15 protein-coding genes are annotated in these 22,545 nt (G+C 75.0%); 5 read left to right on the top strand and 10 right to left on the bottom strand.

Translation table 11 applies throughout. From position 1 onward, the window contains the following. Positions 1–57: 57 nt before the first annotated feature. The 4 genes from H7344_RS08155 to hemG form a co-directional block, all read right to left on the bottom strand. Positions 58–735, bottom strand: coding sequence for a response regulator transcription factor (locus H7344_RS08155; RefSeq protein WP_229706916.1), 678 nt, complete (start codon positions 733–735; stop codon positions 58–60). Continuing rightward, positions 732–2,819, bottom strand: a complete 2,088-nt coding sequence (locus tag H7344_RS21130; protein WP_186345535.1) for a sensor histidine kinase — start codon at positions 2,817–2,819, stop codon at positions 732–734. The genes H7344_RS08155 and H7344_RS21130 overlap by 4 nt, the downstream gene beginning before the upstream one ends. A 59-nt stretch (positions 2,820–2,878) precedes the next feature. After that, positions 2,879–3,622: a hypothetical protein gene (locus H7344_RS08145; RefSeq protein WP_186345534.1), complete on the bottom strand. Its 744-nt coding sequence runs from the start codon at positions 3,620–3,622 to the stop codon at positions 2,879–2,881. 206 nt (positions 3,623–3,828) lie between these two features. Next, positions 3,829–5,208, bottom strand: a complete 1,380-nt coding sequence (hemG, locus tag H7344_RS08140; protein WP_229706917.1) for a protoporphyrinogen oxidase — start codon at positions 5,206–5,208, stop codon at positions 3,829–3,831. Positions 5,209–5,294: 86 nt separating this feature from the next. Here hemG and H7344_RS08135 point away from each other — a divergent pair, with 86 nt between their 5' ends. Then, positions 5,295–6,209 carry a DUF4349 domain-containing protein gene (locus H7344_RS08135; RefSeq protein ID WP_229706918.1) on the top strand — a complete coding sequence of 305 codons (915 nt, stop codon included), beginning with the start codon at positions 5,295–5,297 and terminating at the stop codon, positions 6,207–6,209. Between the two features lie 78 nt (positions 6,210–6,287). Here H7344_RS08135 and H7344_RS08130 read toward each other — a convergent pair whose 3' ends face one another. Together H7344_RS08130 and hemE are read right to left on the bottom strand one after the other, a co-directional pair. After that, on the bottom strand, positions 6,288–9,902 hold the full coding sequence (locus H7344_RS08130; protein ID WP_186345532.1) for an Ig-like domain-containing protein: 3,615 nt from the start codon (positions 9,900–9,902) through the stop codon (positions 6,288–6,290). A 292-nt stretch (positions 9,903–10,194) separates the two neighbouring features. Continuing rightward, the gene (gene hemE / locus H7344_RS08125) at positions 10,195–11,280 is read right to left on the bottom strand and encodes a uroporphyrinogen decarboxylase (protein ID WP_186345531.1); all 1,086 of its coding nucleotides are present in this window, start codon (positions 11,278–11,280) and stop codon (positions 10,195–10,197) included. A gap of 69 nt (positions 11,281–11,349) precedes the next feature. Between hemE and H7344_RS08120 the strand changes: the two genes are divergently transcribed. Continuing rightward, positions 11,350–11,991 (top strand): DUF3000 domain-containing protein, encoded by a 642-nt coding sequence (locus H7344_RS08120; protein WP_186345530.1) that lies wholly within the window; start codon positions 11,350–11,352, stop codon positions 11,989–11,991. Continuing rightward, positions 11,988–13,295: an HRDC domain-containing protein gene (locus H7344_RS08115; protein ID WP_186345529.1), complete on the top strand. Its 1,308-nt coding sequence runs from the start codon at positions 11,988–11,990 to the stop codon at positions 13,293–13,295. Before H7344_RS08120 ends, H7344_RS08115 begins: the two co-directional genes overlap by 4 nt. Before the next feature lie 143 nt (positions 13,296–13,438). Here H7344_RS08115 and H7344_RS08110 read toward each other — a convergent pair whose 3' ends face one another. After that, complete coding sequence (locus tag H7344_RS08110; protein ID WP_186345528.1) at positions 13,439–14,839, bottom strand: extracellular solute-binding protein; 1,401 nt, start codon at positions 14,837–14,839, stop codon at positions 13,439–13,441. A gap of 109 nt (positions 14,840–14,948) precedes the next feature. Between H7344_RS08110 and H7344_RS08105 the strand changes: the two genes are divergently transcribed. After that, a complete protein-coding gene (locus tag H7344_RS08105; protein ID WP_186345527.1) occupies positions 14,949–15,770 on the top strand; it encodes a hypothetical protein in 822 nt (273 codons plus the stop codon). On the opposite strand, the gene H7344_RS08100 is transcribed toward H7344_RS08105, so the two are convergent. From H7344_RS08100 to hrpA, 3 genes are all read right to left on the bottom strand, one after another. Further along, positions 15,667–16,227 carry a type II toxin-antitoxin system PemK/MazF family toxin gene (locus H7344_RS08100; RefSeq protein WP_313960336.1) on the bottom strand — a complete coding sequence of 187 codons (561 nt, stop codon included), beginning with the start codon at positions 16,225–16,227 and terminating at the stop codon, positions 15,667–15,669. The two genes, H7344_RS08105 and H7344_RS08100, sit on opposite strands and share 104 nt — an antisense overlap. Positions 16,228–16,328: 101 nt before the next feature. Beyond that, positions 16,329–16,922, bottom strand: a complete 594-nt coding sequence (locus tag H7344_RS08095; RefSeq protein ID WP_229706920.1) for a hypothetical protein — start codon at positions 16,920–16,922, stop codon at positions 16,329–16,331. A 10-nt stretch (positions 16,923–16,932) separates the two neighbouring features. Next, positions 16,933–20,892 (bottom strand): ATP-dependent RNA helicase HrpA, encoded by a 3,960-nt coding sequence (hrpA, locus tag H7344_RS08090; protein ID WP_186345526.1) that lies wholly within the window; start codon positions 20,890–20,892, stop codon positions 16,933–16,935. 56 nt (positions 20,893–20,948) lie between these two features. On the opposite strand from hrpA, the gene H7344_RS08085 reads away from it, so the two are divergent. Beyond that, the gene (locus H7344_RS08085; RefSeq protein WP_229706922.1) at positions 20,949–22,517 is read left to right on the top strand and encodes an FAD-dependent oxidoreductase; all 1,569 of its coding nucleotides are present in this window, start codon (positions 20,949–20,951) and stop codon (positions 22,515–22,517) included. Positions 22,518–22,545 lie beyond the last annotated feature (28 nt).

Here is a 22,545-nt window from a genome sequence, read left to right as displayed (position 1 = left end):
CGACATTTCCGCGCAATTGCTGAGCTGTTGACGTCGCCGCACGCCACGAACGCCGGTTCAGCCGCGGCCGTAACCGGCCTCCCGCGCCTTGACGATCGCCTCGGCGCGCCCGGCGGCGTGGAGCTTGGCGTAGATGGTCGAGACGGTGTTGCGCACGGTCTTGCCGGAGACGTAGAGCTCGGCGGCGATGGCGTCGTTGGACCGGCCGGCCGCGAGCATCTCGAGCACGCTCCGCTCGCGGTCGGTGAGGTCGGGGAACGGGTCGTCGCCGGCGCGGGCGGCCGGAGCGGCGACGCCGGCGAAGTACGACGCCACGCGACCGGCCAGGCTCGCGCCGAAGACCATCCCGCCGGCGGCCGCGGCGCGCACCGCGTTGTGCACCTCCTCGGCGCCCGACCCCTTGAGCAGGTAGCCGCTCGCGCCGGCACGCATGGCGGCCAGGACGGTCTCGTCGTCCTCGTTCATCGTCAGCATCACCACGCGGGTGCCGGCCTGCCGCCCGGTGAGGAACCGGGTCGCCTCGATCCCATCGAGCTCGGGCATCTGGATGTCCATGACGACCACGTCCGGGGTCGTCTCGCCCACCACGTGCAGGGCCTCGCGGCCGTCGGCGGCCGAGCCGACCACCTCGATGCCGTCAAGGGCGTCGAGCAGCGCGACCAACCCGTCGCGCACGATCTGGTGGTCGTCGACGACCACGACCCGGATGGCCGGCGACGCGCTGGGACCGCTCACGGTGTGCTCCTCACGGGCAGGGTGGCCCGGACGACGGTGCCGCCGCCGGGTGGGCAGGTGACCTCGGTGGTGCCGCCGAGCTCGGCGGCCCGCTCGCGCAGCGACACCAGCCCGACCCCGGCCTGCACGCCGGCCGGGACGCCGACGCCGTCGTCGGCCACCTCGACGACCAGGGCGCGGTCGGTGCGGGTCAGGCGGATGTCGCACCGCGAGGCGCGGGCGTGGCGGACGACGTTGGTGAGCGCCTCGCCGGCGATGCGGTACGCCGCGACCTCGACCGCCGCGGGGAGCGGGCCCAACCCGCCGGCCGGCCCGCAGGCCGGTCCGTCCGCGGGCTCGGTGCGCACCTCGGTGGCCACCGGGGCCGCGTCGGCCTGCTGGCGCAGCGCGCCGACGAGTCCCCGGTCGTCGAGCGCGGGCGGTCGCAGGTCGTGCACCAGGCGGCGTACGTCGGCGACCACGTCCTGGACCAGCGCGCTGGTGGCGGCGATCTGCTCGCGGGCGCCGTCGGGGTCGCGGTCGACCGAGAGCCGGGCCGACTCGAGGCGGAAGACCACGCCGCTCAGCGACGGGCCCAGACCGTCGTGGAGGTCGCGGCGGATCCGGCGGCGCTCCTCCTCGCGGGCCACGACGAGGCGCTCCCGGCTCTCCTGCAGCTCCGCGGCCAGCCGGCTGGTGCGCGCGGCGGTCGCGGCCTGGCGGACCAGGTCCCCGAGCAGCTGCTCGTCGCGGCGGGTGAGCCGGCTGCGCAGGCCTCGGGCGGGGAGGACCAGCCGGCCGACCTCGGCGTCGCGGTAGGTGATCGGCAGGGTCCGCGTCTCTGCGGGTCGCGGGCCGTGGGTCGCCTCGACCCGCTCGCCGCCGGGGCGGTCGACCTCGACGCTGACGTACCGCACGCCGAACGCCGCGGCGACGGCCTCCGCGACCGCGGCGAGCTGCTCCGGACCCTCGTCCGCGGTCTCGAGGGTGGAGGCGAGGCCGGCCACGACGTCGTACGGGTCGTCGCGGCGGCCGAGCACGAGCCGGCGCGCCAACGACTGCAGCCGCAGGCGGAGCGGGCCGTAGAGCAGGACCGTCAGGAGGAGCACGACCCCGACGACCTCGCGCTGGGCGAGGGCGTCGCCGAGCACCCGGGTGAGCGCGGTGACCGCGAGCAGGTCGACGACGAGCAGGGCGGTCCACAGGCCGCCGTACGCCAGCGTCCGGCCGAGCAGCGCGTCGACGTCGACCGCGCGCGGGGCGACGACGGCCACGGTCATCGCGGCGGGCAGCAGGCAGACGACGAGGAAGAAGACATACGGCTCGGCCGCGCCGACGTCGAGCAGCACGGTGGCGAGCACCAGGAGCACGACCGCGACCACGCCCCACAACAGCCACCGCATCCGGTCGCGCTCCAGTCCGGTGGCGCGGCGGTGGCGCACGACGACGGTCGCGACCGGGACGAGGAGGGCGATCAGCGAGGTGGTGCCGGCCAGGGCCAGGAGCGGCCCGGCGGCGTCCCCGAGCGGCAGGGTCGTCGGGTCGGGGTCGGTGCCGATCGGGAGCCGGCCGCGGTCGTCGAAGCCCTCGGAGGGCGCAACGACGTACGCCAGCGAGCCCAGCAGCATGACGCCGAGCGACACCTTGCCGGCCGTGCCCCATCGGCCCGGCAGGAAGCGGCCGGTCGGGAAGAGCAGCGCCACCACCGTCACCGTCACCGGCAGCAACGAGGTGAAGCGGAGCAGGAACCACGCCGTGCACGTCATCAGCGGCAACGGCTCGTCGCTGTGCAGGCCGGTGCGGAACCACGCCTCGGAGATGCCGTCGAGGGTCCAGAACACCCCCGACCACGCCAGCGACCAGCCGAGGCCCTGGCGCCGGTCGGAGGAGAGCACGACGGCGGCCAGCGCGGCCAGGACGAAGCCGGTCAGGCTGGTGCTCCATCCGGGACCCGGCGCGAGGCCGTCGCCCGGGATGTCCGCCGGAAGCCGCGACTCGAGCCAGACGGCCACGCCGACGCCCGCGGCGCACAGGACCGGCAGGCCCAGCACGGGCACGTCGACGGCGCGACGGCGTGCGGCCGTGCGCGTCGCGACCTGGTCCACGGGGACAGTGTGCTGCCGGTCCAGCCCGCGTGGGGCCGAACCGGCAGCGTCAGAGGTGGTCACGCGTTCCGGTAAGCCTTGTCACCCAGCGCGAAGCCGAGTGCGGTGACGAGCAGCCAGACCGGGCCGACCATGCCGGCGACGTACTGCAGCGGCGAGATGCCGAAGAGCAGCGTCAGCCCGCCGAGCACGAGGCCGACGCGGCCGACCCAGCGCGGCACCGCGCCGGCGCGGCCGGCCAGGTGCAGGGCGAGCCCGGCGAGGCCGGCAAGGACCCAGCACCACGGGACGGTGCCGATGAAGTGGCCGTACATGACGACGTTGCTGTCGACGAGCACGTCCTGGTGCGGCAGCCCGAAGAGGAACTCGGTGTCGAGGCTGGTGCCGATCACCTGCACGACGGCCGTGCCGGCGAGGCCGGCGAAGGCGGCCATCGGGAGCAGGCTGTCGCCGCCGAGCCGGTGCCGCAGGCGGCGGAGCAGGCCCGCGGCGAAGACCACGAGCAGGACCGCGCTGACCAGGGCGAAGGTGTGGAAGACGAACGCCGCCCCGGTCTGGGTGGCCAGCTTGTCGGCGATCGCGCCGGGGTCGCCCTGGATGTCGGGGTCGTAGACGGCGTCGACGATGCCCGAGGAGACGATCGCGCCGATGCCGGCCAGGCCGGCGCCGACGCCGGCGAGGGCCCAGTGGCGCGAGGGACGGGCGTCACCGTCGTGGGTGCTGCTGTCGGAGGTGCGGTCCGCACGGGTGTGCTCGCTGGCGAGGTCGGTGCGGGCCGGGTTGGTGATGGTGGTGGTCGTCATGCCGAGGAGGTTCGCGGGCCGGGTGTCCCGTCGCCCAGGGACAACCGGGCAGACCCTGTCCCGTGGTGTCGTGGTGCTGGGCGGAGCGGTCCGGGCGTCGACGATCGTTCAATTGCGCGGTTTCAGCGCCCCCGCCGGCCCGCACCCCGACATTCCCGCGCAATTGCGGGATTGTCGACCGGCCTGGGAGACCACCCTCGGCGAGGTCAGCCCAGCTCGCGGGCCGTCCGGTGCGCGGAGGCGACGACGGCCGGGATGCCGACGCCGTCGTACGTCGCCCCGCAGACCGCCAGCCCAGGGACCGCGTCGAGGGCGGACCGGACGCGGGCGACCCGGTCGAGGTGGCCCAGCGCGTACTGCGGCAGCCCGCCGCCCCACCGCTGCACGTGCACGTCGACCGGCCGGGCAGTCAGCCCGGTGGCGTCGGCGAGGTCGGCCAGCGACCAGGCGACCAGCTCGTCGTCGGTGGCCTGGAGCGCGACCTCGTCGCCGTGCCGACCCAACGAGGTGCGCAGGTGGACGACCCCCTCCGCGGCGCCGGCCGCGCGGACCCAGTCCCACTTGGCGAACGAGAACGTCGACGCCTTCACCCGCCTGCCCTCGACGGGCGGGACGAGGAAGCCCGACGACCCGGCGCCGACCACCGGGCCGGCGTCCTCCACCCGGTAGGCCAGCGTCACGACCACCACCGACGCGGTCTCCACGCCGGCGAGCTCGGTGGCCGCGACGGGCGCCACGACGGCGAGCAGCCGAGCGGTGGGCGCGGCGGGCGTGGCCAGGACGACCGCGTCGGCCTCGACCAGCTCCGGCGCGGTGGTCGGGCCGCAGGTGAGCGTGAACCCGCCGCCGGGCCGGTGCGCCAGCCCGCGGACGGTCACCCCGAGCCGCACCGGGAGCCCGGCCGCGAGCGCCTCCGGCAGCCGGCCCATGCCGCCGGGGAGGCCGGCGAAGACGGGTGAGTCGTACGTCGTCGGCAGGGCCGCCGCCTGCTCCAGGAGCGAACCGCGGGCGGCGTACGCCACCAGCTGGGGGACGGCCGCGCGGGCAGAGATCGCCCGCGCGCGACCGGCGTACACCCCGCCCAGCAGCGGCTCCACCAGCCGGTCGGTGACCTCGGGCCCGAACCGCCGGTCGACCAGGTCGCCGACCGACACGTCGCCCTCGAGCGCCTCCGGGTCCTCGGGACCGAGCGCCGGCTCGGCGCGCACGCGGGCGAGTCCCTCGTCGCTGAGGACGCCGGACGCCGCGAGCTGGTCGAGGTCGAGCGGCACGCCCATCAGCGACCGCGGCAGCGGGCGGAGCTCGCCGCGGGTCCAGATCCGCGAGGAGGTCAGCGCCGGGTGCTCGACCTCGAGCCCGGCGGCACGGGCGAGGTCGACCCCCTCGGGCCGACGGTTGAGCATCGCCTCGGCGCCGACGTCGACGGCGACCCCGGCGACCTCGTGCCGCCGGACCTTGCCGCCGACGACGTCCGAGGCCTCGAGCACGACGACCTCGTCACCGGCGGCGACGAGGTCGCGGGCAGCGGTGAGGCCGGCGATCCCGGCTCCCACCACGATGGTCCGGCGGCGCTGCTGGTCGGTCACCCGCCCAGCGTCCCACCCGGGCCATGGCTCGGGACGGGCGGTGGGCCCGCGGGAACCGAGCCGGAGGTCGTGCCGTCCCAGACGGCATGACGTCCCGCACCCGCCTCGCCGCCGCCTCGCTCGTCGCGCTCGCGGCCCTCGCCTCCGCCTGCTCCGCGGGCACCTCCGACGGGGACTCCTCGGCCGACACCTCCGCCGGCGGCTCGGTCGCGGATGCCCCGGCCGCGGAGTCGAGGCGGGACGCGCTCGCCTACTCCGACGAAGCCGCCGCCGACGGGGCCGCACCCGTCACGGCCGCGTCGGTGGACACCGACCGCAAGGTCATCTCGACCGGCACCGTCGCGCTCCGCGCCGAGGACGTCGGCGAGGCCCGCGCGGAGGTGCAGGAGGTGGTCGACCGGTACGGCGGCGAGGTCGCCGAGGAGAACACCGGCACCGACGACGACGGGGACGTCTCCCGGTCGCGGCTCGTCCTGCGCGTGCCGACGGCGCGCTTCGACTCCGCGGTCGAGTCGCTGAAGGAGGTCGCCGACCTCGTCGACGCCAGCACCACCAGCGAGGACGTCACCACCAGGGTCCTCGACGTCGACATCCGCGTGCGGGTGCAGCGGCGCAGCATCCGCCGCATCGAGCTGCTCCTCGACCGGGCCGAGTCGATCCGCGACATCGTCGCCATCGAGGCACAGCTTTCCCGCCGCCAGGCCGACCTCGCCTCGCTCGAGAAGCAGCAGGACCACCTCGCCGACCAGACCGCCCAGTCGACGATCACCGTCTCCATCGCCCGGACCCGCGAGGAGCGGAAGGCCGAGCCGAAGGCCGACGACGCCGGCTTCCTCACCGGCCTCGCCACCGGCTGGGACGGCCTGGTCACCACCGCCGTCGCCGCCGCCACCGTCCTGGGCGCCGTCCTCCCCTTCGCGGTCGTCGCCCTGCTCCTCGGCCTCCCCGCCTGGGCCCTCCTCAAGCGCCTTCGCCGTCGCCCCGCCGTCCCGGCCGAGTGAGCGGGCCGGCGAGGAACACCGCGCGGCCCGGGCAGGAGGTGCCCGGGCCGCGCAGGTGAAGCAGGTGGAGCAGGTGCGTCAGCCGGTCCGCGGGACGTCGCAGATGGCGTCCTTCAGACCGAGCGTCAGCGGGATGCCGAGCACCTCGACGGTGACGTCGAGGCGGGTGTCCCCGACGCAGCGCACCTCGCCGGTGCCGCCGGTCCCGTCGACGCCCACCGTCTGGCCGAACAGCTTGCGCGGCTTCAGGTGGGTCAGGGCGTCGTCGGCGAAGAACCCGTTCCCGGGCCGGAACAGCAGGCTCGCCGCGCCGAGGTCGGCGCCGACCGAGCCACCGAGGACCGGACGGACGCACCCCGCGTCCCCGCACTCGCCACCGAACTCGGTGGTGTTGAGGTAGACGTCCCCGCCGTTGTCGGCGTCCAGCGTGCCCGTCAGCTCCAGGACCCGGACCCGCAGACCGGAGGCGGACAGGCCACCGGAGGCGTCGGTCAGGTCCAGCGTCGTGTGCTCGCTGGCGGCGAACCGGACGGAGCCGAGACCGGGGTCGTCGATGCCGAGGTCGGGCAGGCACGCCTCGTCGCCGGCCATGCAGACCGTCAGCTCCGCCGGCAGCGGTCCGCTGATCGACCCGGACAGCCCGCCCATGTCGAAGGCGAGGCTGTTGGTGGGTTCGTCGGCGGAGTAGCGCAACGACAGCGCGCCGCTGCCGTCGTCGACCAGCGCCAGCCGCATGTGCGGGACCAGGTGGTCGAGGGTGGCGCGGACGTCGTCGACCAAGGCGCCCTGCTCGTCGCGCTCGGTGAGCGCCACGTCGAACACCTGACCAGCCACCGTGTCCAGCATGATCTCCGGCGCGGCGCCGAGGCTGGCCGACACCGAGCGCAGCCCGCGGATGCGGGCGGCGATCGCCGTGCCGTCCGGACGGTTCTCGACCGCGAGACCGTCGCCGTCACCGGCGAGGGCCAGCGGCTGGCCGTCGTGGGCCCGGATGTCGACGAGCCCGATCGGTTGTCCGCCGGTGTCGAAACCGACCGCGCCGGCCCCGTCCAGGCTGACCGACAGCAGGCCAGGGACGTCCTCCAGCCTCAGGTCGAGGTCGGTCGACCCCTCGAGGAGGCCCTCGTCGTCGTGCGCCGCGACGGTCACCAGGCCGATCGGCTCGGACCCCTCGACCCGGATCGCACCCTGCGGCGAGAGAGCGAGTGCAAGGCTGCGCGGAGCATCGAGGATGCGGGCGTCGAGGACGAGACCGTCCTGGTCCACCAGCGCACGCAGCGGGGTGGGAGCCATGGTCAGGCCCAGGGAGATCTCGTCCTGCAGGGCGAGGTCCATGCCCTCGAAGCCGGGCAGCCGGAGCGCGACGGACTCCGCGTCGCCGTCCTGCAGGAGCCGCAGGTACGCCGGCTCGTCGAGCTTCGCCACCGGGCGGCCCGAGGCGTAGCCGGCCTCGAAGACGCCGATCGGTCCGCTCGCCGACAGCTCACCCGCGCCTTCGGCGCTGAGACCGAAGGAGACGACCGCCGGCACGTCGGTGAGGCCGAGGGAGATGTCGTCGACCGTGCGGCCCGCGTGGAGGTGCCGCGCGTGCAGCTGCACGGACTCCAGCCCGGACGGGCTCGAGAGGGACGCCTGGAGGCCGTCGGTCTCCCCGCCGGCCAGCTCGAGGGACAGGGATCCCTCGACACTGTCCAGGACGCCGTCCGCCAGGAAGACCTCGTCGCCGCCGCTGTCGTCGGCCAGGTGGAGACCGACGACCGTCGGACGGTCGACGTCGAGCCGCGCGGCGATGTCCTCACCGCTCCCGCCGAGGCGCATGCCGATCCGGGCGCCGGTCGGCGCGCGGTCGAAGGAGACGGCGAAGCGCTGCTCGGCCGGCTCCGCGGCCGCAGGGTCGGCCGCCGCAGGCGCCACGGCACCCGTGACGTCGACCGGCGACTCGCCGCGGCTGCTCAGGTCGAGCACCGCGCCACCGTCGGCGAGCAGGACGTCGGCCCGGAACGCCTCGGGGGCATCGCCCTCGCGCGCGTCGTACCCGAAGCGGTAGCGCTCGGTCCCGCCGGGCAGGTCGAGCAGTGCCTGGATGCTCAACGGCAACGCGTCGGGCGCCCCGTCGAGGCGCGCGACCTCGAGTCGCGGGACGGCCCGGGTCGGGTCGCCGCTCGTCACGGCGTCCGCGAGGCCGGTCAGGGTGACGTTGGCGAGCACGTCGGCCGTGCCGTCCCCGGTGACGTCCAGCGGGGCCGGTGCGCCGATGAACCCGCCGAACTCCCGGTTGCGACGGGTGCCGTCGGGCGCTTCATAGCTGGCCCGCCACTCGAAACGAGCCGCCTCGGTGGCGGCGCCGAGCGGGGAGCCGGCGCCCACCGTGCGCAGGATGCGGTCGAGCGTCCGGTCGACGGGGTCGCCCGCGGCGTCGATGCCCTGACCGAGCGCACCCAGGAGGCGGTCGAGGACGGCGCGCAGCTGGGTGGTGTCGAGCAGGTGCAGGAGTCCCGACTCGACGACGTCAGCGATCGCGCCGAGCGGCGTGCTCGGGCCGACGACGCCGGTCAGCGTGCCGAGCAGGTCCCCGAGCGACGTGCCGCCGCCGCCGGGCGCGGCGCTGCCCGGACCGAGCAGACCACCGAGCAGACCGCCGATCGCGCCGGTCACGTTGCCGACCACGCCGGACTGGTTCGGCGCCGGCGACGCGGCGTCCTCACCGACGTAGAACGAGACGGTGTCCGAGCTGGGGCCGTGCACGTCGTCGCCGGCGTACGTCGCCGAGGCCGAGACCGTGCGAGACGGGCCGGCCACAGCCACCGTCCGCATCGCCCGGCCGGTCGCGACGGTCGTCACCGGGGCGGCGTCGTCGCCGAGGGCCAGGACGAGTGGCGCGTCGACGACCGGCTGGCCGTGGCGATCGCTGCCCGGGGTCACGTCGACGACCTGTCCTTCGAGCACGGCTGTGCCGCCCGGCAGCCCGCGGGTCGCGCCGCGGTAGAGGGTCTGCGTCGGACGCACGGTCAGCCGGGTGTCGGCCGAGCCGGAGAGCCCGGCGTACGACGAGTCGTCCTCGACCGCCGCGGTGACCGTGAGCGTGCCGGCGGGCAGGTCGGGGAGGTCGACCGTTGCCCGCCCGACGCCGTCGGCGCCGGTGTCGACGCTGACCTCGCCGGCACCCGGGACGGTCACCGTGACGTGGCGACCGCCCAGGGGCTGCCCGGTGACGCCGGTGCCCGACCGGGTGGTGCGGACCGTCACCGGCAGGTCCTCGCCGGTGACGACCGAGGACGGCAGCTCGACGGCCACGGCGGACTGGTTGCGCAGGGTGACGGTGATGCTCGACAGCTGCTGCTCGGCCTGCGCGGTGCAGCCCAGGTTCAGGAAGCCCGACTTCCTGCCGTCGCGGGCGTAGGTCTGGATGCGGTACTGCCCCAGCGGGCTGCCCACGCTGCTCCAGGTCGTGGTCAGCGCACCCGAGCCGGACTTCGATGCGGTGTGCACCTGGGCGCCGTCGGCGACCCGGGTGACCACGACCCGCGAACCCACGCTGCTCGGTGGGCTGATGCAGTCCTCCGTGGCACCGCGCGCCTCGGTGATGGCGACCTGCCCGGAGACGACGGAGCCGTTCGTCGGGCCCGTCACTGCTGCCTGCGCGGGCGCGGCGGTCAGGACCGCCGCCGGCAGGGCGAGGCTGGTTGCCAGCACTGTGCCGAGTGCGCGGCGGGTGCCCCGGCCCAGGCCGCGCGCACGGCTCGCGCTCCCCGGAGATGGTGACGTCGGTGGACGTGGGGACGTGTCGTCGGGGGACATGCAGCCTCCTGCTCGGGCCGCCCACCGATGAGCGGCGCTCGCACCCACGAACGTCTCGACGTGGCGTGGGTCACGGCACCAGTGCAGCGGTCCGGACGACCCTTGTGGACACGCGCGCACCTGTTGTAAAGGTCGACCACGGCTTGGCCCGCTCGGCCGTCAGGCCTCAGGCCGGACAGCCGGTGGATCAGTCGAGCGGGTAGGACTGCACGAACGCGGTGAGCCGCTCGAGCTGGGCGGGGTCGGTGGAGGGGATGACCCCGTGCCCGAGGTTGAAGATGTGGCCCTTCGCGGCACGACCGGCCTCGATCACCTCGGCGGCGCGGGCGGTCATGACGTCGGTCGGTGCGAAGACGAGGGTGGGGTCGAGGTTGCCCTGGACCCCGCGGTCGCCGACGAGCGGGATCGCTGAGCCGAGCGGCGTACGCCAGTCGACGCCGACGACGTCCGCGCCGGCCTCCCCCATGAGTCCCAGCAGGTTCGAGGTGCCGACCCCGAAATGGATGCGCGGCACGCCGAGCTCGCCGGCCGCGGCCAGCACGCGGGAGGAGTGCGGCATGACGTGCTCGCGGTAGTCGTCGGGGGTGAGGGCGCCGGCCCACGAGTCGAAGAGCTGGACCGCGGAGGCGCCGGCCTCGACCTGGACGGCGAGGTACGCCGACGCGATGCCCGCGATCTTGCGCATCAGCGCGTCCCAGACCTCGGGCGCGCCGAACATCATCGCCTTGGTCTTGGCGTGCTCCTTCGAGGGACCGCCCTCGACGAGGTAGGAGGCGACGGTGAAGGGCGCCCCGGCGAACCCGATGAGCGGCGTCGCGCCGAGCTCGCCGACCAGGGCGCGGACGGCCGCGGTGATGAACGGGACGTGCTCGGAGGTGAGGTCGGGGATCGCCTCGACGTCGGCGAGGGTCCGCACCGGGTTCGCGACGACCGGACCGATGCCGGGCTTGATGTCGAGGTCGACGCCCACGGCCTTGAGCGGCAGGACGATGTCGGAGAAGAAGATGGCCGCGTCGACGCCGTACCGCCGCACGGGCTGCAGGGTGATCTCGGTGACGAGGTCGGCGTCCATGCAGGACTCGAGCATGCCGATGCCCTCGCGGACGCGGAGGTACTCGGGGAGCGAGCGGCCCGCCTGCCGCATGAACCAGACCGGCGTGTGCGGCACCGGCTCCCCGCGGGCGGCCTTGAGGAAGGCGCTGTCGGCGAGGCCGGGGTGGCGGCCGGGAGTGTCGTCGGGCGTGCGGTCGGTGGTGCGGGCGGCGCTGCTCACGGCCACAAGCCTCCCACCCGCCCGGCGTGTTCGCACATCGGTTCGAGCGCGGCGACCTACTGTGGGGGCATGGTCGTGCGTCAGGAGACGCACCCGGGCACGGGTGCGTCGGTGAGCCCCGCGGAGTTCCGGGACGCCGTGGCGAGCATGCGTTCGGCGCGCCTGCGCCCGGAGGTCTTCTGCGAGGAGATGCCGGCGCCCCAGCGGATCGCGCCGTACGCCGCCGCGCTGAGCGCCGACGTGACGGTCGACGGGGTCGACGTTGGCACCGGCCGGATCATCCTGCTCCACGACCCCGACGGCAACGACGCCTGGGACGGCACCTTTCGCTGCGTGGCCTACGCTCGCGCCGAGATCGAGGTCGACATGGTCAGCGACCCGATGCTGGCCGAGGTCGGTTGGTCGTGGCTGACCGAGGCGCTGGACGCCCACGGCGCGACGTACTCCATGGTCTCCGGCACCGTCACCCGCGTGGCGACCGAGAGCTTCGGCGGCATGGCCGAGGAGGGAGGCACCGCCCAGCTCGAGGTGCGCGCCTCCTGGACGCCGGGCGCGCCGGACGGCTCCGTCCCCGGCGGCGCGTCCCTGGACGTCGGCCCACACGTCGAGGCGTGGGGCGAGCTGCTGTGCACCGCGGTCGGGCTGCCGCCGGTGCCCGACGGCGTCAGCGTGATGCCGAGCCGCCGCGGGCAGCGCGGCCCGGGCCGGTGACGGTCGAGGGGCCCGAGCAGGCCACCGACCCGTCCCCCGCCGACGACAGCGCACCCGAGGCGCAGCCCGACGAACCCGAGGCGCCGCCCTCCCCCTTGCTGACCCTGCGCGACGGCCTGCCGCCGGTGGTCGACACCGCCGAGGCGCTGGCCGAGGTCTGCGCACGCATCGCCGCCGGCACCGGGCCGGTCGCGATCGATGCCGAGCGGGCGTCGGGCTACCGCTACTCCAGCCGCGCCTACCTCGTGCAGCTGCGCCGCGAGGGCGCCGGCACCGCCTTGGTCGACCCGATCGCCTTCGACGACCTGGCCCCGCTGCAGGAGGCCCTCGAGGGGACCGAGTGGATCCTCCACGCGGCCACCCAGGACCTCCCCTGCCTGGCCGAGGTGGGCCTGACGCCGACCTCGCTGTTCGACACCGAGCTCGCCGGGCGGCTGCTTGGCTACCCGCGGGTCGGGCTGGCGACGCTCGTGGAGACGGTGCTCGGCTTCTCGATGAAGAAGGAGCACTCCGCGGTCGACTGGTCGACCCGCCCGCTGCCGGAGCCGTGGCTGGAGTACGCCGCGCTCGACGTCGAGGTGCTCGTCGAGCTGCGCGAGGCGATCGCCGCGGAGCTGGTGGCCCAGGGCAAGGACGAGTGGGCTCAGCAGGAGTTCGACCACCTCCGCAGCTTCGAGCAGCCGGCGCGGGTCGACGCGTGGCGTCGTACGTCGGGGCTGCACCGGGTCCGCGGACGTCGGGCGCTCGGCGCCGTCCGTGCCCTGTGGGAGCTGCGCGACTCGATCGCCGAGCAGCGTGACGTGACCCCGGGCCGGATCATCCCCGACGCCGCGATCATCGCCGCGGCGACCGCGATGCCCATGGAGCGGTCCGCGCTGCTGTCGACGAAGGGCTTCCACGGCCGCGGTGCCGAGCGGTACGCCAACCGTTGGATCGCCGCCCTGCGCGAGGTCGCCGAGATGGACGAGGCCGATCTGCCCTCGCGCTCGCCGCGCGGGGACGGCCCGCCGCTGCCCCGCGCCTGGGCCGAGAAGGACCCCGTCGCCGCCGACCGCCTCCAGCTGGCCCGCGAGGCGATGACCGCGCTCGCCGACGAGCACGGGCTGCCCGTGGAGAACCTGCTGACCCCGGACTACCTCCGTCGCACCCTGTGGACGCCGCCGGCCACCCGCGACCCCGGCGACCTGCTCGACGCCGTCGCCGGCGTGCTCCAGGGGTACGGCGCCCGCTCGTGGCAGGTCGCCCTCGCCGCCCCCGTCCTCACCCGGGCCATCCTCGACGCCGACGCCCGCGCGGCCGGCTGACCGCCCTCCCTCGGGAAGCCGTCAGGTTCGTCGGGGCGCCGACAAAGCTGACGGTCCCCCGCTGAAGTTCCGTCGGGGGACCGTGAGGTTCATCGGGGCGCCGATGAACCTCACGACCCGATCGACCCGATCGACCAGGCCGGCTACTCCTCGTCCGCCGCGGACTCCTCGGAGGGCGAGGGCGACTCGGTCGGCTCCTCGAACTCGGGGTCGAGGACCCGCTGGGAGTCGAGGTCGATCTGCTCGGTGACCGCCTCGAGGTCGAGCTCAGGGGCGGAGGTGACGAGCGAGCGGATGTCGTCGCGGATGGCCGTCTCGAGCTCGTCCCAGGAGTCGAGCAGCGGGGGCACCCGCAGCGCGCGGATGGAGTCGGTGAAGACCGAGGCGTGGGCGGGCAGCCGGCCGGGCTGGACGAAGTCCTCGGAGTAGGCGACCTCGAGGTTGGCGGGCACGAGGTAACCGGCGCGGACCACCCGGGTCACCGACTCCGAGGAGGTGGCGTGGACGAGGAAGTCGGCGCCCTCGGCGGTGCTGGCCGCGGCCTTGGACAGGCACAGGCCGGTGATGTCGCCGACGGTGGCGTACGACCCCAGCGTCGGGATCGGCATGACGTCGAACTCCAGGCCCGGCACCCGCCGCAGCTCCGGCACCAGGGAACGGTTGCCGGTCATCATCGCCAGCCGGCCGCGCTCGAACCACTCCTGCGGGGTGGCGCGCTGCAGCTGGCCGTCGGTGAGGGTGAGCTGGGGGTTGCGCAGCAGCTCGAGGGTCCGGGTCAGCGCCTCGCGGCTGCCGTCGCTGGAGAACGCCGTGGAGGTCGGCTCGGTCTCGTCGTTGAAGACCGACCCGCCGCCGCTCTCGACGAACGGCGCCAGCCCGTGCAGCGTCGGCTCGACGTGGACACCGCGGACCCGCTTGCGCGGCCGGGTGGCGAAGTCGGCTGCGGTCACGAACTCCTCGAAGGACCAGCGCGTGTCGTCCTCGTCGCTGGGCGCCGGGAGCTCGCGGTTGCGCATCCGCTCGAAGTCGACGAGCTCGGTGTTGTAGAAGACGACCGTGGGCGAGATGCCGTACGGCATGCACTGCAGCCGCGTGTCGGCGGAGAAGGCACGCAGCGCGTCGCGGGAGTAGTTGTCGCCGAACTCCGTGCCGCGCTCGTCGAGCAGCTCGTCGACCGGCTGCGTCAGGCCCTGCTCGACCAACCACCGCAGGTCGCGGCGCGAGGTCAGGAACACGTCGGGCACCTTGCCGCCGGCCCGCAGCGCGTCGGCGAGCGCCTCGCGGTCGCGCCAGGACCGCAGCTCGACCTGGCTCTCCTCGAAGGTGGCGTTGTAGGTGTCGACCATCGCCTGGTACGCCGATACCTCCTCGCTGTTGCCCCAGACGCCGAACAGCAGGCGGACCGGCGGGGCGGCCCGGGTCGGCTCGGGAGCGGGCGGGTCGCCTCCGTCGTCGGTGCACGCACCGAGGCCCAGCCCCAGCGTGAGCACCAGCAGCGTGGCCAACCCGGTCCGGGTGCTCCGCCGTCCCCGTCGCAGCCGCACGGCACGCCTCCTCGCTCCGGCCGCACGGGCGGCCCAGGTCACAGCACGCGCCCCGGTCCCTGGGGCGCGCCGTCACCCTACCGACCGCTCCGGCTGCCTACGATGCAGCGTGCCCCGCCTTCCCCGAGCACCCCAGCAAGCGCTCCTGCTCCCCGCCGCCCTCGCCCTGACCCTCGGCCTCTCCGCGTGCGGAGGCGACGGGAACGACGCCGCCGAGGCGCCGACGAGCCCCGCCGCCACGACGAGCGCGACCGCACCGCCGTCGCCGCCCGCGAGCAACCCCACCGAGGCTGACGGCGCCGACGAGCCGGAGCCGAGCCGCACCGCTCGGCCGAGCCGCACCGCTCGGCCGAACCGCAGCACGCTCGCCCCGCTGCCGCCGCAGCCGCTGCTGGCCAAGCCGGCCCGCGCCCACCTGCTCGACGCCGACCGGATGCCGACCGTGGCCGACGACCTGCCCTGGACGGACGCTGCGAAGGGCGACGGCTCGCGACCGGTCGGCGCGTGCCAGAAGGCCTCGCTGTTCGACATCGGCGCGATCCGCACCACCGAGCGCCGGTTCACCACGGCCGACGGCTCGGCCACCGCGGTCCAGGTGCTTGGCAGGTTCGCGGACCGCTCCTCGGCCTACCGCGCCGCCGAGGTGCTGATGGCCTGGCGCGCCGACTGCGCCGAGCGCCTGTCCTCGCCGCGGGCGAAGGTCGGCGAGGCGCGCGACGTGCCGGTGCGCACCGGCTTCGGGACCGTGTACGCCGCGACGTACGGCGAGCGGCCGGCCGACGGCGCGCGCGCCACCGCGCTCGGCGTGGTCCGCAAGGGCAGCTGGGTCAGCGTCGTCGAGGTCGCCACCGACGAGCGCCGGTGGCCCCGCGGCCGGAACCCCGCCCGCCAGGCCGTCCGCCGGATCGCGGCGACGTTCCGGGCGTCCTGAGCCCGGCGAGGTCCTCGGCGAGGTAGGGGGCCGCGGCGGCGGCGACCGCGTCGAACGTGCCGCGCGGGAGCGCCGCGCCCTCGCGCCGCACCGCGTCGGGGTCGAGCACGAGCAGCCGGTCCAGCCGGACCTCGCTCGGCCGACCCTGCCGGTCCCAGCCGCCGGCGCCGACGTCCATCCAGTGGCGGCCCCACCGGGCCTCGTCGGCGGCGTCGCGGTCGTGGTCCTTGCTGGTGAGCATCAGCGCGAGCAGCCGCTCCCCCGCGGGTGTGCGCTCGCGAGCGAGCACCAGCACCGGGCGGTCCTTGCCGCGGCTCGCGTCCTCCTCGTAGGGCACCCAGGCCCAGACGACCTCGCCGGGGTCGGGGCGGCCGTCGGCGCGCGGCGCGTGGACGAACCGCGGCAGCGGCACGCGGGAGGGGAGCCGGCGCGCAGCGTCCCGGAGAGTGGAGAGCACGCCGGACCGGGAGCGCCTCACGGCGCGTGGCCGCTCGTAGCGGCTAATTGTGGGACCCGGGGCTGCCGCGGCCCGACGTGCTCGTTGTCCATTGTAACGACCTATTGGAGACGCGCGGCGAGCTCGAGGTGACCGGCGGCCTCGAGCTGCTCGGCCATGACCAGCATCCGCCGCACGCCGTCCTCGTCGGAGCCGGGCAGGTGCGCCCGCCCGGTCGCGACGACGCGCGCGAAGGCGGCGGCCCGCAGCAGGACGTCGGCGAAGTCACTGGTCGCGATGCCGCGCAGCACCTCGTCGACCATCGCCTTGAGCTGCTCGGGCCCCGGCGGGTCGGCCACCCCGGCGACGACGCGGGCGACCTGGGCGCGGGCGCGCCCGGCCTCGAACTCGCGGGCCACGGCGACCGGCTCGGCGTGCACCCACGAGCGCAGCAGGAACAGCCGCCACAGGCACCCGGCGATCGAGTCCGCCGGCGCGCCGGACCACACCTCCGCGATCGTCTCGATGCCCTCGTCCTCGGCCAGCCGCAGCAGCCGCTCGGCCACCTCCGCGTCGTCGCTGGCCCGCGCGCCACGCACGAGCAGCACGGCGGCGCGGTCGGCCGCCTCGGTCACGAGCGCGGGGTCGGCGCCGCCGACGATCTCGGCGAAGAAGCCCGCGCCGGGGGTCATCGGGCGGTGGTGCTGGCGGCTCACCCGAGCGAGGTTACGCCCGGGACCCAGCCCCCGGACTCGAGCCGGATCCCGAGCCGGCGCCCGAGCCGGCGGCCTGCGCGAGCACCTTGCGGATCCGCTGGTCGCTGACCGGCGCGGGCGTGCCGAGCTGCTGGGCCCACAGCGAGACGCGGTACTCCTCGAGCATCCACCGCACCTGCCGCAGCGCCGCGCCGGCCGGGCGCCCCTCCGGCAGCGCCGCGGTCGCGTGCAGCCACGCGTCCTGCAGGTCCGCCACCTGGTCCATCAACCGGCGGTCGCGGTCGACGGCGGCGTACCCCTCCTCGAGGCGGGCGCGCCGCTGGAGCAGCGCCTGGAGGTAGCGCGGGTAGGACCGCAGCTGCGCCGCCCCGGCCTCGCCCACGAAGCCGGGGTGGACCAGGCGGGCGAGCTGCGCCTTGAGGTCGGAGAGGGCGGGGAGCATGGTCATCTCGGCGCGGCCGGACAGCGCCTTGTCGGCCTGCCGCCACAGGTCGAGCACGCGGATCACGTCGGCCACGACCGCCCTGAGCCGCGCCTCCTGGTCCTGCGCGGCGACGGCGCGCAGGGCGTCGTACGCCGCCTGGTCGCGCGCCGCGGGCCGGGCGTCGACGACGTCGACCACGACGGCGCGGCGGCAGTCCTCGAGCAGGGCGCTGACCGAGGCGTACGGCGTGCTGGCGAGCGCGAGCTTCTCGTGGTTGCTGAGGGAGTCGAGGACGGTCTTGACCGGCGAGGGCGTGCCGAGCAGCAGCAGCCGGACGACGGCGAGCCGGTGCCGCGCCTCCTGCTCGTCGGCGGACCCGACGACCTGCAGCCCGACGGTCGAACCCTCGTCGACGAGCGTCGGATAGGCCTTGACCTCGTGGCCGGCCCGCTTCTGGGTGAAGGAGGCGTCGATGGCGCCGAAGCTCCACGTCGTCTCGCCGGTGCGGGTCAGCCCGCTCTCGGTGGCGACCTCCTCGAGGGCCTGGCGGAAGCGCGGCCGCAGCGGCGCCTTGAGCGCCTCGAGGTCCTTGCCGCGTGCCTGCTCGCGGCCGGCGTCGTCGACGACGCGGTACGTCGGGCGCAGGTGCTCGGGCACCTTCGACCAGTCCCACGCGTCGCGGGGCACGACCACGCCGGTGGTCGCGCGGCACCAGCGCTCGAGCGCGTCGAGCAGCGGCTCCTCCCCCGGCGGGACGGCGGCGAGGAACTCCCGCGCCTTGTTGGGTGCCGGCACGAAGCTGACCCGGAGGTTCTTCGGCAGGCTGCGGATGAGCTCGGTGACCAGCTCCTCGCGCAGGCCGGGGACGTTCCAGGAGAAGTCCTCCGCCGCGACCCGGTTGAGGGTCGCCACGGGCACGTCGATCGTCAGCCCGTCCTCGGCCGTGCCCGGCTCGAAGTGGTAGCTGATCGGGAACGTCAGCCCCTCGGCCTGCCACTCCTGCGGGTAGTCGGCCTCGCGCACCTCCTCGGCGGTGCCGTGGGTGAGCATCGCTGGGTCGAAGGTGAGCAGCTCCGGGTGGCGCTGCCGCTCGCGCTTCCACCACTGGTCGAAGTGCGCGCCGCTGACGACGTCCTGGCCGACGCGGGCGTCGTAGAAGTCGAAGAGGGTCTCCTCGTCGACGACGATGTCGCGGCGGCGGGCGCGGTGCTCGAGCTCCTCGGCCTCCTCGAGCAGCCGCTTGTTCTCGGCCGCGAACCGGTGGCGGGTCTGCCACTCCCCCTGGACGAGGGCGTGGCGGATGAACAGCTCGCGGGAGACGACCGGGTCGACCTTGCCGTACGACACGAGCCGGTCGGCGACCAGCGGCACGCCGTACAGCGTGGCGCGCTCGTAGGCCATGACCGCGGCACGCTTCCGGCTCCAGTGCGGCTCGCTGTAGGTGCGCTTGACTAGGTCTCCGCCGAGCCGCTCGGCCCACTCCGGGTTGATCGCGGCGTTCTGCCGGGCCCAGAGCCGGCTGGTCTCGACGAGCTCGCCGGCCATGAGGTACGCCGGGTTCTTGCGCGCCACGACGCTGCCCGGGAAGACGGCGAACCGGGCGCCGCGGGCGCCGAGGTACTCCCGCGGCCCACGGCGGCGCTCACCGGCCCTCTCCTTCTTGTCCCGCTCCTCCAGCGCGCCGATGTGGGAGAGCAGGCCGGACAACAGCGCCTGGTGGATGCCGTCGGCGTCGGGCGTGTCAGCCGGGTGGCCGACATCGATCTGCATCTCCTTGCAGACCTGCCGCAGCTGGGACTCGAAGTCCTGCCACTCCCGCACGCGCAGGTAGTTGAGGTGCTCGGCGCGGCACATCCGGCGGAACGCGCTGCTGCTGAGCTCGCGCTGCTGGGCCTTGAGGTAGCGCCACAGCTCCAGCCACGTGAGGAAGTCGCTGCCCTCGACCTTGAACCGCGCGTGCAGCTGGTCGGCGCGTGCCTGCTCGGCCGGGTGGTCGGGGCCGGGGCGCTCGCGCGGGTCCTGCAGCGACAGCGCTGCGGCGATGACGACGACCTCGCGGACGCAGCCGAGCCGTTCGGCCTCGAGCACCATCCGCGCCAGCCGCGGGTCGATCGGCAGGCGCGCGAGGCGCCGGCCGAGCTTCGTCAGGCGCGGCCCGCGTCGGTCCGGTCGGTCCTGCTGGTCCCCCTGACGCGCGCGGCCCTGCTGCTCGGGCGTCAGCGCGCCGAGCTCCTCGAGCAGCTGGACGCCGGCGGTCACGTTGCGGCGATCCGGCGGCTCCACGAACGGGAACCGGCCGAGGTCGCCGAGGCCGAGGCTGGCCATCTGCAGGATGACGCTCGCCAGGTTGGTGCGCAGGATCTCGGGGTCGGTGAACTCCGGACGGCCCTCGAAGTCCTCCTCGGAGTAGAGCCGGATCGCGATGCCGGCCGCCACGCGGCCGCACCGGCCCGAGCGCTGGTTGGCCGAGGCCTGGCTGACCGGCTCGATGGGCAGCCGCTGCACCTTGGTGCGCAGGGAGTACCGCGAGATGCGCGCGACGCCGGTGTCGACGACGTACCGAATGCCCGGCACGGTCAGCGACGTCTCCGCGACGTTGGTGGCCAGCACGACCCGGCGGCCGGTGTGCGGCGCGAAGACCTTGTGCTGCTCCGCGGCCGAGAGCCGGCTGTAGAGCGGCACGACCTCGAGCCCGCCGCCGCGCGTGGACGTGGTCAGCTCCGACAGCGCGTCGGCGGTGTCGCGGATCTCGCGCTCGCCGGGGAGGAAGACCAGCACGTCGCCGGGCCCCTCGGCCGAGAGCTCCTTGACCGCGTCGACGATCGCCTCGGTCTGGTCGCGGACGATCGGCTCGCCCTCGTCGTCGTTCTCCGGCAGCTCCAGCAGCGGGCGGTAGCGGACCTCGACGGGGTAGGTGCGCCCGCTGACCTCGATGATCGGGGCCGGCTTCCCCCGTCGGTCGGCGAAGTGCTCGGCGAAGCGCTCGGGGTCGATGGTCGCGGAGGTGATGACCAGCTTGAGGTCGGGCCGCTTGGGCAGCAACCGCTTGAGGTAGCCGAGCAGGAAGTCGATGTTGAGGCTGCGCTCGTGGGCCTCGTCGATGATGATCGTGTCGTACTTCTTCAGCATCCGGTCGCGCTGCAGCTCGGCGAGCAGGATGCCGTCGGTCATCAGCTTGACCCGCGTGGCCTTCGACGTGCGGTCGGTGAAGCGGACCTGGTAGCCGACCGGGCTCTCCGGGCCGCCCAGCTCGGTGCCGAGCTCGCTCGCGATGCGCTCCGCCACCGAGCGCGCCGCGATCCGCCGCGGCTGGGTGTGCCCGATCAGCCCGCCGCCGCCCGCGCGGCCGGCGCCGCGACCGAGCTCCAAGCAGATCTTCGGCAGCTGGGTCGTCTTCCCGGAGCCGGTCTCGCCGGCGACGATGACGACCTGGTGGTCCCGGATCGCGGCCGCGATGTCGTCGCGGCGCTGGGTGACCGGCAGCTCCGGCGGGTAGGTGATCTCCACAACCGCCCCATCATCCCAGCCCCCTGGTCGACGACGCATCCCGAGACCGGGACGGCTGGTTGCGTAGAACACGTTCTAGCCGCCACGATCGCCCGGTGATCGGCACCGGCGAGGGCATCGACCAGGACAGCGACCAGGACAGCCAGGAGTACGACGTCGTCGTGGTCGGGTCCGGCGGTGGCGCCCTGACCGGGGCGGTCGTCGCGGCGCGCGCCGGCCTCTCGGTCGTCGTCCTGGAGAAGACCGGCCTCCTCGGCGGCACGTCGGCCTACTCCGGCGGCGCGTGCTGGCTGCCCGGCAGCGCGGTGCAGCAGCGGGCCGGCCTGCCGGACTCCACCCAGGCCGCGCGGGACTACCTCGACGCGATCCTGGAGGACCCGGACGGGGCGAAGGTCGAGGCGTTCCTCGCGCACGCGCCCGACCTCGTCGCGGAGCTGGAGTCCGACGAGCTGATGGACTTCGAGTGGGTGCCGTTCGCGGAGTACTACGACGCCCCCGGCCGGGTCCCCGGCGGTCGGTCGATCCAGCCGTCGGCGATCCGCCGCGACGAGCTGCCCGAGCAGGTCGCGGCCTGGGTCCGGCCACCCGTCGAGCGCGACCGGGCCGGCGAGCCGGGCCGGCGCACGCTCACCGGCGGGCAGGCGCTCGTGGCGCGGCTCGCCGCGATGCTGGTCCGCGACGGCGGCACGGTCAGCACCGGCCTGCCGGTGACCGGCCTGCTCAGCGAGGAGGGCCCGGACGGGTGCCCAAGGGTCGTCGGCGTCGTCGGCATGAGCCCCGAGGGGCCGGTGCAGGTCCGCGCCCGGCGCGGCGTCCTGCTCGGCTCGGGCGGCTTCGAGCGGAACGCCGCGGCGCGCGACAAGCACGGCGTACCGGGGTCGGCGGCGTGGACGATGGCGCCCGACGGCACCAACACCGGCGAGCCGATCGCGGCGGCCGATACGCTCGGCGCGGCCACCGACTACTCCGGGCTCGGCTGGTTCTGCCCCGGCCTCGAGCAGCCCGACGGGGCGGGCGCGTTCACGCTCGGCTTCCGCAGCGGGCTGATGGTCGACCAGACGGGTCGGCGCTACGGCAACGAGTGCCTGCCCTACGACCGGTTCGGCCGGGTGATGGCGCAGGCACCCGAGCGGATCCCGTCGTGGTTCGTCTTCGACTCCCGCGAGGGCGGCCGGCTCCCGGCGATCGCCATCCCCGAGGGCGACCACGACGCCCACCTCGCCGCCGGCACCTGGGTGCGCGCCGACACCGTCGCGGGGCTCGCGGAGGCGACCGGCCTGCCCGTCGACGCGCTGACGGAGACCGTCGAGCGCTTCAACGGCTTCTGCGCCTCGGGCGTGGACGAGGACTTCGGCCGCGGCGAGGACGAGTACGACACGTTCTTCGCCGGCGGGCAGGGGCCGAACAAGGCGCTCACGCCGTGCGACCAGCCGCCCTACTACGCGGCCCGCTTCGTCCTCTCCGACCTCGGCACCAAGGGCGGGCTCGTCACCGACGCCGCCGGGCGCGTCCTCCGCGAGGACGGAGAGCCGCTGGGCAGGCTCTACGCCACCGGCAACGCGGCCGCCTCGCTCTTCGGCGGCGTCTACCCGGGTCCTGGTGCTCCGCTCGGCTCGGCGATGGTGTTCGCGTCGCTCGCGGTGCGGGAGATGCTCGGCGCCTGACCCCCGGACACAACCCCCGGGGCACAAC

The organism is Nocardioides deserti, from assembly GCF_014266025.1.
GTDB classification, from domain to species: Bacteria; Actinomycetota; Actinomycetes; order Propionibacteriales; family Nocardioidaceae; genus Nocardioides; species Nocardioides deserti.
This window is presented reverse-complemented; position numbering and strand designations above follow the sequence as displayed.